The sequence below is a fragment of the Bartonella harrusi genome (genome assembly GCF_024297065.1).
Taxonomy (GTDB): Bacteria; Pseudomonadota; Alphaproteobacteria; order Rhizobiales; family Rhizobiaceae; genus Bartonella; species Bartonella harrusi.
In genome coordinates this window covers 1,218,356-1,230,743 of record NZ_CP101114.1, presented here as the reverse complement: position 1 = coordinate 1,230,743, position 12,388 = coordinate 1,218,356, and the positions used below count along the sequence as shown (strand labels likewise).

Genomic DNA, 12,388 nt, shown 5'->3' with positions numbered 1-12,388 from the left:
AAGCTGATTTGGCATATTTTATGAAAGTGCTGTTCCACCAATTGTCATATTGTTAATACGCAGATGAGGCTGTCCAACACCAACAGGAACATTTTGCCCAGCTTTTCCGCACATACCAATACCATTATCAAGCTTGCTATCATTGCCAATCATTGTGATACGTTTCATGGCATCTGGTCCATTTCCGATAAGGGTTGCTCCTTTAATAGGTGCTACAATTTTACCATTTTCTACTCTGTACGCTTCTGTGCATTCAAAGACGAACTTTCCAGAAGTGATATCAACTTGTCCTCCACCAAATGAAACAGCGTAAATACCGTTTTTTAATGAGGATAGAATTTCTTCAGGTGTTTTATCACCTCCTAGCATGATCGTATTGGTCATCCGCGGCATTGGTGCATGTGCATAGGATTCACGCCGTCCATTTCCAGTTGGATGAACCCCCATAAGTCTGGCGTTTAGCCTATCTTGCATAAAACCAATAAGTTTTCCATCTTCAATAAGTACGTTATATCCTGATGGGGTTCCTTCATCATCGACAGTAAGTGAACCACGGCATTGGGGAATTGTACCATCATCAACAACTGTAATACCTTTCGCAGCAACTTGTTGACCCAAAAGTCCGGCAAAAGCAGAGGTTTTTTTACGGTTAAAGTCACCTTCCAAACCATGGCCTATAGCTTCATGAAGCATAACACCTGGCCATCCATTGGCTAAGACAACATCAAATGTTCCTGCTGGTGCTGCGTCTGCTTCTAAATTTATAAGAGCCATACGCAAAGCTTCATCAGCGGCTTTTTTCCAGTTTTTTTCATGAATGAATTGGCTAAATGCTTGTCGTCCACCACATCCATAGAAGCCATTTTCACGCCGATTACCTTCAGCAGCAACCACAGATATAGAAAGCCGGACAAGAGGACGTGTATCACGAATCAGATGACCATCTGCGCGTAAAATTTCAACATGCTGGAGTGATCCAGAAAGAGAAACTGTGACTTGATGCAATTTATCATTTTTTGCACGTAAATAGGTATCAATTTTCTGTAAAAGCACGCTTTTTTCTTCAAATGATGGCGTATCAAGAGGATTATGTGGTTGATAAAGTTTTTTATTTGTTTGTTGAGGCGCAGCACTATAAGGTCCTGCCTGGTTATGATAGATAACGGCTTTTGCTGCTTCACTGGCACGCTTGAGCGCAACAGCTGATAATTCACTAGAGTGTGCATATCCAGTAGCTTCCCCAGCAACAACACGCAGACCAAATCCCATATCCTGATGAAATGAACCATTTTTAAGCTGCCCATTATCAAACAAAAGACTTTCACTTTCTGTATATTCAAGGTAAAGTTCACCATCATCAGCATGATGAAGCGTTTCTTGTACGAGTGTTTGCACTTTAGAGGCAGAGATATCAAAATTGTCAATCAGCGATTTCATAGTGATTATCCTATTTTCACGAATACTTGGAAGATTTCTGTTTGGCCTTTTCTTAGAATCTATAAAGTCCGCTACGAGGTTTCAATTACGAGGTTCCGATTATGCAATATACGTCAATTCTATTATGTTGGTAAAGCCACGTAGGCTTCGTGAAGACCTTGGAGATCAAAGGTACCTCCAACAGCTTGTTCAGGAGTTGTAAAAATAAAGTAGGTCGCCATTTTACCTTTTAAAAAGAGCTGTAATGTGTCTTCTTTAAGAACCGCTTCAGCAACACAACTATCACCAAGACAACGGCGATATTCTACTCTTCCCATATTTTTATCATCAATTTTAAGCCCAACACCTGGGGGTAACTCAACGCGGATTGGAACAAAAACGCGCATTAAAGCGCCTTGATTTTTAGGGAGTTTATAAAACGTAACACGCAGAGTAATATCATGGCGACTTTGTGTATGTACATTTTGTACAACTTCACACTGTATATTAGGTGTGCCTAGCGGTAAAGAGCAAACTTTTGTCCATGCACCATAAGTTTGTGGAGCAGGGACATTTTGCACATGAGGCGTTTGTGCAAGTGCGTAATGGGCAGAAATATTGCAGAGTGTATAGAGAATAATACGAACAAAGAGAGTTTTTTTTATCAATTTATAAAGTATCACAGAAAACCCTAACTATCTCATTAATATGTGTAGACCTGTATAAAAAAGAATTCTCAAGCCAAAATTATAACACAAACCATTATTTTCCTAAACAGATTAATTCACAGAAACAAAATAAAATTAGAAAAAAGAGTGTATCCTAGAGGACAATGCTTTTAGCGTTGCTTTATGATATTTTGTATATGTATATAGTGTATTAATCGTGTGAGAAATAATGTGTTTTAAAAAAATATTGCAAATATTGCACGCTATTTTTGGGGAAGAGGAGAGGTATTTTATATGTTTTCAAAAATGTTGTGCTATTTGTTGGCTTTTCCCTTATACAAGACAATATTCGTTTGTGGATGACAAAAATGGAAAAGGTCTTTGATTGGAATGTCTGTTTCAGGAGAATTATCGGCGGCAAGTGGTAAAGCAATCCCGCCCAAACCCAGTATTGGTGATTATATTACGTTATTAAAACCACGGGTTATGTTACTTGTCGTATTCACTGCTCTCGTTGGACTCGTTGTATCGCCAGTTTCGATTAGTCCATTTTATGGTTTTTTAGCAATTTTGTGTATTGCTGTCGGGGGAGGAGGTGCGGGAGCACTTAATATGTGGTATGATGCTGATATTGATGCAGTGATGGAACGTACCAAAAATCGTCCTATTCCTACCGGTAAAATCAGCGCTAAGAAGGCATTTATTTTTGGTATGACCCTTTCAGTGCTTTCTGTAGTGATTATGGGAATTTTCATTAATTGGTTTTCAGCACTTTTTCTTGCGTTCACAATTTTCTTTTATGTTGTTATCTATACAATTTGGCTAAAGCGGATAACACCACAAAATATTGTGATTGGTGGAGCATCTGGCGCTTTTCCACCAATGATTGGATGGGCTGTAACAACGGGTACCGTGAGTATTGAGAGTTTTATCTTATTTTTAATCATTTTTATGTGGACCCCACCACATTTTTGGTCTCTTTCTTTATTTTCATCTCTTGATTATGACGCAGCGGGCATTCCTATGATGCCTAATGTACGGGGTGCGTATGCAACAAAAAAACAGATCTTGTTTTATACTATTCTTATGGCGATATGTACAGCGGGACCTTTTATTATTGGTTTTGCAGGGATTTTCTATGGTATTATTTCAACAATTTTGAGCATTATTTTTATTTATTTTTCTTATCATTTGTGGAAAGCCGAGACACATGATGCAACGATTTTGATGGCAAAAAAGACATTTTTCTTTTCGTTATTTTATTTGGCCGCTATATTCGGAATTCTTTTAATTGAAACCTTAGTTTGGCATTTTATTGCCTTCTAGAAGAGCAAAATGAAAAAAGCGAGTGAAAAGACAACTTTGCTTGAAAAATATATGATAAAAGAGAGCCAGATATGGATGCTCTCCTGAAGGAAGGTAGCCTTTCTCCTTTTTTTTCTTTATACCGTTTATATCGTGTATAACAATAGTCTATACAGTAGCCTGTTTGAAACTGAGGTAAAAATTATAGATATTAAGGGTGGTTTATGTCTTTACTTCCTCCTTTAACAATACGTCTTTGTGGTCCACGTGGATTTTGCGCAGGGGTTGATCGTGCTATTCAAATTGTTCTTCTTGCATTAAAAAAATATGGCGCTCCAGTGTATGTTCGTCATGAAATTGTCCACAACCGCTATGTCGTTGAAGGATTGCAGCAACGTGGGGCTGTTTTCGTTGAAGAGCTTGATGAGATTCCAGAAAAACATCGGCATCAACCCGTTGTATTTTCTGCTCATGGTGTACCAAAATCTGTATCAGAAGAGGCGCGACGCTATAATTTGTTTTATCTCGATGCAACATGTCCGTTGGTTTCTAAGGTTCATAAACAGGCGATACGGCATCAACGGCAGGGGCGTCATGTTATATTAATTGGTCATTCGGGTCATCCTGAGGTGATAGGAACAATGGGACAGCTTGAAAAAGGGGCTGTAACATTAATCGAAACGATTGAAGATGCTTTATATTATCAACCAAATGATCCGGATAAATTAGGATTTGTGACACAAACAACACTTTCTGTTGGAGATACAGCAGAGATTCTTGATGTCTTACAACGGCGTTTTCCGGCATTAGAATCTCCAGCGGCTGAATCAATTTGTTATGCGACAACGAATCGGCAAGACGCTGTTAAGGCAGCAGCAATGGGAAGTGATTTATTTTTGATTGTTGGAGCGCCAAATTCCTCTAATTCACGACGTTTGGTGGAGGTTGCTGAAAGGTTTGGTGCGCAGAAGGCTGTTTTAGTTCAGCGGGTTGATGAAATTGATTTTGATCATTTGAGCCCCCTTTCTGTGGTAAGTCTTTCAGCGGGAGCTTCTGCTCCTGAAATTATTATTGATGAAATCATTTCAGCTTTTCGTGCGCACTATGATGTTACAATAGAATTGGCTGAAACAGTGGTAGAAACAGAAACGTTTTTGGTGAGTCGCGAATTACGTGATATCACTTTAACACCTCAAGATCTGGCTTTTGTTAATGGTCGAGCTGAGATACTGAAAAATGGAAATCAAAATACGCCTGTAACGAAAGTAAAATAATGGCAGTTTATACAAATATTCGTCCGAATGATTTGAAGGTATTTTTATCACGCTATCCGATAGGTTCGCTTTTATCTTATCAAGGTATAGCCGAAGGGATCGAAAATTCTAATTTCATGCTGTATACGACAAAAGGGAAATTTGTTCTAACACTTTATGAAAAACGCATTTCAAAAGATGATTTGCCTTTTTTTTGCAGTCTGATGCAGCATTTAAGGAAGTGTGGAATTGCGTGCCCTCAACCCGTGGTGCAAAATGATGGAACAATGATTGATGAATTAGCAGGGCGTCCTGCTGCCATTATTACCTTTTTGGAAGGAAAATGGATTCGTCAGCCCGATATATGTCATTGTGGTGAGGTAGGAACGAGTTTAGCACAAATGCATTTAGCAGGACAGAGTTTCACACGGAGCCGTAAAAATACTCTTTCTATCATGGATTGGAAATTATTATGGGAGCAGTGCAAAAAGAGTAAAGACAAGTTGTTAGAAAAATTTGAGCAAAAAATTAATAAGGAATTGTCTTTTTTACAAGAAAATTGGCCATCAAATTTACCAACAGGGATTATTCACGCTGATTTATTTAATGATAATGTATTTTTTTTGAATCATCGTCTTTCTGGTATTATAGATTTTTATTTTGCGTGTAATGATTTTTTGGCTTATGACTTAGCTATCTGTTTGAATGCTTGGTGCTTTGAACAGGACCATTCCTATAATATTCTCAAAGCACGGAGCTTGTTGGAAAATTATCAAAAAATAAGACCATTAGTTCCTTTAGAAATGAAGGCTATGATTTTGTTTGCACGTGGTGCTTCCTTACGTTTTTTACTTACACGCCTTTATGATTGGTTTAATACACCGTTAGAGAGCTTTGTCGTAAAAAAAATCCATGGGAGTATTGGCATAAGCTTTGTTTTTTCAGTAATGTGGGTTCTCTGAGTGAACTAGGTTTGTGAGTGTATGCTAAATCAACAAAAAATCGTTGAAATTTATACAGATGGCGCTTGTTCCGGTAATCCTGGAGTTGGAGGATGGGGAGCAATTTTACGCTGGAATGGTCATGAACGTGAACTTTATGGTGGAGAAGTGCAAACAACCAACAATCAAATGGAACTGATGGCAGCCATTCAGGCATTGCAGGCACTAAAAGAATCGTGTTTTGTCGATCTTTATACGGACTCAAGTTATGTACGCAACGGGATCTCTGTGTGGCTTGCAAGATGGAAGAAGAATAATTGGTGTACTGCGTCAAAAAGCCCTGTAAAAAATAGAGAGTTATGGCAAGCTCTTGAAGAGGCTTGTTCTCGTCATACTGTCAGATGGCATTGGGTAAAAGGGCACGCCGGACACCCCGATAATGAACGGGCAGATGCTCTTGCTCGGAAAGCAATTACTCAATATCGCCAAAACGGATGTTTTGAAAAATAATCCTTTTTATAAGTCTTTCTCTTTTGCTACGGGGGGCAGAAGAGATGGTTATTCATAAAGTGTAAATGTACCACTTAAAGCATGGCTTTTAAAAGAAACTGTATAAAAAACAGTGTGGTTTTCTTTATCTGCTATGAAATAAATTGGAGCACTAAAGAGTGTGTTGTTGGCGTTCTCACGTACTTTTTTTGCTGGTCCAATTTGCATGTCTCCTCCATCTAAAAAGAGGGAGTGAGGGGGAATGTCATCATTCTTTTGTATTTTGATGAAGAGGGTATTTATCTTTTTTTCAGCGCTTATTTTCATTTCATGCTGCGTCGGACGGGGTAAGGCATCTTGAGCTTCCTTTAACAAGGACAAAGGAAGACGTTTATTCTTTTGAAGAGATGGAGAAAAATCAAAATTAACAGTAAGTGGAAGACAGATTTTGTAACACAATCCAACAGTTAAAGTGCCACTTAAATTGTTACTCAAACCGGAAAGAGTAAAAGGTAATACGACTTTATCTTTGTAGCCAAAAGACCAATCATTTTCTGTCTCATAGAGTTGTGGTGTAGGATAAAAGATTTCATAAGAAACCTGTTGATTGAAGTGAAAAAATGCTGCTATGCCTGAATTGCCTGGATTGCGCCAGTAGGTTTTCCAGTTTGGTTTAAGAACAATTTCAATAATACCATCTCTTATTCCAGAGGGAGATGGTTCAGTAAGAGCCAATCTGATACGTCCACCATCTGCTTCATACCAAGATGTTGCAAAAAGATCTGTGTTTGGTTTTGTTTGAGCGCTGACAGAGAAATTAAGTAATTCTAAAATGATGAATGTTAAACTTAAAGTAACTAAAAATCTTTTATAAAGAGCAATTACGCTATTTTGTAAATTTGTAAATGTTTGGATTTTTTTCATTGGAACTTTATTTTCCTGTTGTACTAACTAAAGTGAATTTTATCATGTAAATTATGGAGAATAACAGATTGATGAAGCAGTGTAATGGTTTTTTGGGGGGACAGTTACTCATAGCAATGCCAGGAATGGATGACAAACGCTTTATGCGTTCTGTTATTTATATTTGTGCGCATTCTGATGCTGGTGCTATGGGGATTATTCTTAATCAATTGCACCATATTGATTTTCCAGAGCTTTTGCTTCACCTTGGTGTCATAGACAGTGGCCAAAAAAAATGCCTTTCTGAACCGATAAAAAAGTTTCCAGTACGCTATGGTGGACCTGTAGATCCTTCAAGGGGTTTTGTACTGCATTCAGATGATTATGCTTGTAAAGAAACTGTTTTTATTGCGGATAAAATCTGTTTTACTGCAACGATTGATATCTTGAAAGCGATGAGTTGTGAACAAGGTCCACAATATGCGTTGATTGCATTAGGTTATGCTGGATGGAAAGCGGGGCAGCTTGAGGCAGAAATTTCTACGAATGGTTGGTTAATTAGCTCCACATCACCTAGTTTTATTTTTGAAAGTGATTTAAGTCGCAAATATGATGAAAGTTTAATTCGCATGGGAATCAACCCAACCTATCTCGCTTCTGAAATGGGACACGCTTAGATTTTCATTCTTTTTCAAGTTTTTTGATTTCATACAATATTTTATTCATGATGTTTTTCTTATATAAGGAAAATGATTTTGAACAAGAGTGATTAATTCTTCGATAGCAATTGGCTTCGTAACAAGTATACTTTGAACATATTTACAACCTTCTTGACGGAGAAAAATTGCTTCTTTTTCATTTTCAACGCCCTCTGCGATAATTTGCAAATTAAGATCGGTTGCCATATTAATAATGGACTTGAGAACAATTCTTTTTTTGAGAGAGTCTATTGAAATAAGTGAACGATCCAATTTAACCATGTCGAATGGATAACGCACAAGATAAGCCAGTGACGAATAACCTGTTCCGAAGTTATCAAGAGCAAGATTCATGCCAAGGGCTTTAATTTGTTCAAGAAAATGAGCTGATTGTTCAGGATTTTTTCTTAAGACAAACTCAGATATTTCTATCATCAACCCCCCTTTATTGAGCGGGTGTCGCAGTAAAGTAGAGCGCAATTGACTGATGAAGCGCGGATGAACCATTTCTGTGCTTGGTAAATTAATGGAAATAAAGAAAGATTGTTGGGAGAATTTTTCTTGTACATTTGTAAGATCAAGGACGGCATTATCGATGATGAATTGGGATAAATTCATAACCATTTGTTCATTTTCTACGATCTTGATAAAATCAGAGACATTTAAATTTCCATAATTTGGATGATGCCATTCTACAATTGTTTCAAAACCAATAATGTGTCCATCTGATAAATTAAGGATAGGATGGTAGAGGATTTTTATTTCATTACGTTTTATAGCGTAATGAATATCTTTTCCCATAGTGTTATGTTCAATGCCTAAGGTACGAAAATTGGGGCGAAAAGGTTCAATATGGTTACCTCCCATTTGTTTGGCGCGGATCATTGCTAGTTCACTATCATTTAAAATATCTTTAGCGGTGGATCTACTTTCACTCCATGTGACGAGTCCAATTGATGTTGAGAGTGTTATTTTTTTTTCTGTAAGTGAAATAGGCGCTGAAATTGTTTTGTGCAGATGATCAGCAAATGCTGCAATTTTCTGTGGTTCAGTTTCACTGAGTAAAATAATTGCAAAACGGTCTGCGGAAAGACGTGATAAGGTATCTTGAAAGTTAATAAGGCGGCTTAATCGACGTGCTATGATGAGCAATACAGTATCACCAACAGCTATTCCTAATTTGCGATTAATTTGACGGAAATTATCAAAGTCAATCATAAAGACAGTGGGTTTAATTTTGATATTCGCTTTAGCCAAAGAAGTATAATTCTGTAGTCTGTCGAAGAAAATTTGTTGGTTAGGAAGTCCTGTTAAGCTATCGTGAATAGCATCGTGCAATAAACGTTCTTCAGCTTTTTTATGGTTGGTAATATTGACAATGGTTCCAATAACACGCGTAATTTTGCCATCTTTTTGCATAGCTGGTCGTGCACGAAGAGAGAACCAATGATAATAACCACCACCAGAAGACAACCGAAAAACTTGATCAATACGCCCTTTTTTGTTTTTAAGAATAATATCTAATATGGCTTGAAAGCGCTCACGATCATCGTAGTGCAAGGCTGAAATCCAGTTACGCATAGAACCATTGAGTTTGTGGGGTTCAGTACCAAAAAGGGTTGCCATGTTTGGGTGCACAACGATGCGGTCACGTTCAATATCCCAGTCCCAAATAATATTTCCGGCGCCCTTTGCAGCAAGCACTTGTTGTTCAAGGTCGGAAAAAATTCCTTCATGGAAAGCATCATTGGAAAAAGTTTGCTGCATAACAGTAAAGCTAACAAGAAGAATGATAAGGACTAATCCCCCTGCTAATGCGGGCTGAATAATGTCATTATTTAAAGACCCTGCTATGCATGCATAGGCTCCAACGCACCAGAAGCTAATGAGCAGCCATGTTGGGATAATCATGATGGCTCGGTCATAGTTGCGAATGGAAAAATAGCTGATGAGAATTATACCAAGTATGGCAGTAAGTCCAAAAGACAGACGAGCAATTCCAGCTGCTCTGGTTGGATCATAAACAGCAAATGTTCCAAGACCACAAAGAGCGATGGTCCATATGATTGCACCATAACTGAAGTGATAATGCCAACGATTAAGGCGTAGATAAGTAAAAAGGAAAATGAAGAGTGTAGCAGCAAGTGCTACTTCTGTCCCAGCACGCCAGATTGGTTGTGTTGTTAAAGTAATTGCAAAAAATTTATTTAAAAAGTTAAAGTCAATACCGATATAGAAGAGTACTGCCCAAGCGATAGCAGCTGTTGCAGGAAAGAGTCCTGTTCCACGAACGACAAAAAGAACGGTTAGCAAGAGTGCTAAAAGACCTGATATACCAAGAAGAATACCATGATAAAGTGTATAAGAATTGATGGCATCCTTATAGGCTTCAGGTTGCCATAAATAGATTTGCGGTAGGTTTGCAGAATTGAGTTCAGCAACAAATGTAACGACAGCGCCAGGGTTCAGTGTAATACGAAAGATATCAGAGTTCGCACTCGCTTGACGATCGAGAGAAAAGCCTTCACTTGGAGTAATGGATTGAATCCTTGCTGATCCGAGATCTGGCCAAAGAAATCCTGAATGAGCCATACGATAATGTGGAGCAACGATAAGACGATCGATTTGTTCGTCTGTAGGATTTGCAAGAGAAAACACGGCCCAATTTCCAGAAAAGTTTTCACTTTTTGCTTGGACCTCAATGCGCCATACAATACCATCTGGTCCTGGAGCTGTACTTGTTTGAAAGATAGAGTTATTTGTATGATGAATTTCTATTGCTTTTGAAAGATCAAGAGCAGCATCTTGAGAAGAAATTTTAACTGGTTCAATTGCCTGTACTGGCGTAAGATGGATAAAAGAACTGACAATAATAATAAAAATGATGTCAATGACTTTACGCAAACTCTTCACAATGTCCCACTCTCAATATTATAGGATATTTAATTTTAATTTAGATTTTCGAGAAAAAACGTCCACCTTTTATCATTTGATCTACATAACAAGCGGTTATTGTTTTCTTTTGAAAAGTCATAAGATTTTATACAAAAACAGATCAACCCCTCATTTACTTTAGTGAAGTTTGAAGCTGATAGAGTTTTATATTTTTGTAGGGCAAAATCAAACCATGAGCTTTCACATTTCATAGAGACAACTTCGCTTGGCAATGACTTTATCACATGAAGGAGGCATTTGGTAGTTTTGTACAGCTCTTTGATAAATATTTCCCAAACTTATTTAGTAAAAAGAACTTTTGTGGTAAATTTTATTATAAAATCTGTGCATATTATGATGGAGCTACTTTATAAAAATATGTCTCTATACGCACGAAAGCATTTTGAGAAGATTTTCATTTAATCTGACTTTTTGTATGAAAGGATTGATGTTAAATCATCAAAATTCATGAGAGGACCAACAGGTCCGATAGCGGCTAATGTTGGAGTAGAATTGATACAAAGGCGATGTGCTAAATCAGTTAATCTTGCAGGAGTAATGAGATCTAAGCGTTTCATTGTTTCGGATATGGGAATGGGGCGACCGTAAAGAAGCATTTGACGGGCAATGAGATGTGCTTGACTAGATGGATTTTCCTGTGACATTATAAGGTTCGCACGATATTGTGCTTGTGCTCGTTGAAGTTCATTGGCATGAATATTTTTGCTAGCTTTAGAGAGCTCATTAAGAATCACTGGAAGAAGTTCCTTTAACCCTTCTTGTCCGGTGGCAGCATGAATTCCAAAAAGTCCAGTATCTGAGAAACCCCAATGAAAAGCATAAATAGAATAGCATAATCCACGCTTTTCCCTTACTTCTTGGAAGAGGCGTGATGACATACCACCACCAAGTATAATTGAAAGAATTTGCGCAGTATAAAAGTCACGTGCATGATAAGCACGTCCTTCAAATCCTAGAACAACTTGTGTGTCCATTAAATCACGATATTCACGAAAATCTCCACCAACATAATTAGCAAGATTGGTGAGTGGTGCTGTTGCATGGGAACGAAAAGTGCTAAGGCGGCTTTCAACCTCTTGCAAAAAATTTTTATGTTGTACCGCTCCTGCTGCAACGATGATCATACGGTCTGCACTATATTGCTGATTCATAAAATTATGGAGATCAGCAGATGTAAAGGATTGAATTGTTTTGGGAGTCCCTAAAATAGAGCGACCAAGAGCTTGGTGACGAAACGCTGTTTCAGTAAAGTGATCAAAAACAATATCATCAGGGACATCATGAGTGGCACCAATTTCTTGAAATACCACTTGTTTTTCTCGTTCCAATTCATTTTCATCAAATTTTGAACACATCAAAATATCAGCGAGAATATCAATGGCAAGCGGTACATCTTTTTTAAGTACGCGTGCAAAATATGCAGTTGTTTCAGTACTGGTCGTAGCATTAATTTCACCGCCAACATCTTCAATATCGGTTGCAATCTGAAAGGCTGTACGGTTTTGCGTTCCTTTGAAAGCCATATGTTCGAGAAGATGGGCGATACCGTGTTGTGCACAGGTCTCATTGCGTGAACCAACTTTAACCCATATTCCAAGCGCTACACTTTCAATCTGTTGCATTGTATGTGTGGCGATCGTCATACCATTACTAAGGCGACTAATATCTACACGCATGTCTTTATGACTCCATTAATAAGCCAAATACCTTATTATTAAGGGCAATTGGAAGATTGTTGATTTGACTCAATGCAGCTAACT

The 12,388-nt window shown here is 37.9% G+C and carries 9 protein-coding genes and 1 pseudogene; 5 read left to right on the top strand and 5 right to left on the bottom strand.

Going from position 1 to position 12,388, the window contains the following annotated elements:
- Positions 1-18 precede the first annotated feature (18 nt).
- Positions 19-1,437, bottom strand: coding sequence for a metalloprotease TldD (gene tldD / locus NMK50_RS05785; protein ID WP_254769678.1), 1,419 nt, complete (start codon positions 1,435-1,437; stop codon positions 19-21).
- Positions 1,438-1,559: 122 nt separating this feature from the next.
- A complete protein-coding gene (locus NMK50_RS05780) occupies positions 1,560-2,099 on the bottom strand; it encodes an invasion associated locus B family protein (RefSeq protein ID WP_254769677.1) in 540 nt (179 codons plus the stop codon).
- Positions 2,100-2,474: 375 nt separating this feature from the next.
- Between NMK50_RS05780 and cyoE the strand changes: the two genes are divergently transcribed.
- From cyoE to rnhA, 4 genes and pseudogenes are all read left to right on the top strand, one after another.
- Complete coding sequence (gene cyoE, locus NMK50_RS05775) at positions 2,475-3,410, top strand: heme o synthase (protein WP_254771201.1); 936 nt, start codon at positions 2,475-2,477, stop codon at positions 3,408-3,410.
- 203 nt (positions 3,411-3,613) lie between these two features.
- On the top strand, positions 3,614-4,663 hold the full coding sequence (ispH, locus tag NMK50_RS05770) for a 4-hydroxy-3-methylbut-2-enyl diphosphate reductase (protein WP_254769676.1): 1,050 nt from the start codon (positions 3,614-3,616) through the stop codon (positions 4,661-4,663).
- Positions 4,663-5,621, top strand: a pseudogene (locus NMK50_RS05765) (homoserine kinase). Before ispH ends, NMK50_RS05765 begins: the two are co-directional and overlap by 1 nt.
- A gap of 4 nt (positions 5,622-5,625) precedes the next feature.
- Entirely contained in the window at positions 5,626-6,093 is a 468-nt protein-coding gene (rnhA, locus tag NMK50_RS05760; RefSeq protein ID WP_254769675.1) for a ribonuclease HI, read from the top strand.
- Between the two features lie 48 nt (positions 6,094-6,141).
- On the opposite strand, the gene NMK50_RS05755 is transcribed toward rnhA, so the two are convergent.
- Positions 6,142-6,996: a protein-disulfide reductase DsbD domain-containing protein gene (locus NMK50_RS05755; protein ID WP_254769674.1), complete on the bottom strand. Its 855-nt coding sequence runs from the start codon at positions 6,994-6,996 to the stop codon at positions 6,142-6,144.
- A 71-nt stretch (positions 6,997-7,067) separates the two neighbouring features.
- Here NMK50_RS05755 and NMK50_RS05750 point away from each other — a divergent pair, with 71 nt between their 5' ends.
- Positions 7,068-7,652, top strand: coding sequence for a YqgE/AlgH family protein (locus NMK50_RS05750; RefSeq protein ID WP_254769673.1), 585 nt, complete (start codon positions 7,068-7,070; stop codon positions 7,650-7,652).
- 45 nt (positions 7,653-7,697) lie between these two features.
- Here NMK50_RS05750 and NMK50_RS05745 read toward each other — a convergent pair whose 3' ends face one another.
- Together NMK50_RS05745 and NMK50_RS05740 are read right to left on the bottom strand one after the other, a co-directional pair.
- Complete coding sequence (locus NMK50_RS05745; RefSeq protein WP_254769672.1) at positions 7,698-10,586, bottom strand: EAL domain-containing protein; 2,889 nt, start codon at positions 10,584-10,586, stop codon at positions 7,698-7,700.
- A 440-nt stretch (positions 10,587-11,026) separates the two neighbouring features.
- On the bottom strand, positions 11,027-12,304 hold the full coding sequence (locus NMK50_RS05740; RefSeq protein WP_254769671.1) for a M16 family metallopeptidase: 1,278 nt from the start codon (positions 12,302-12,304) through the stop codon (positions 11,027-11,029).
- Positions 12,305-12,388: the final 84 nt, after the last annotated feature.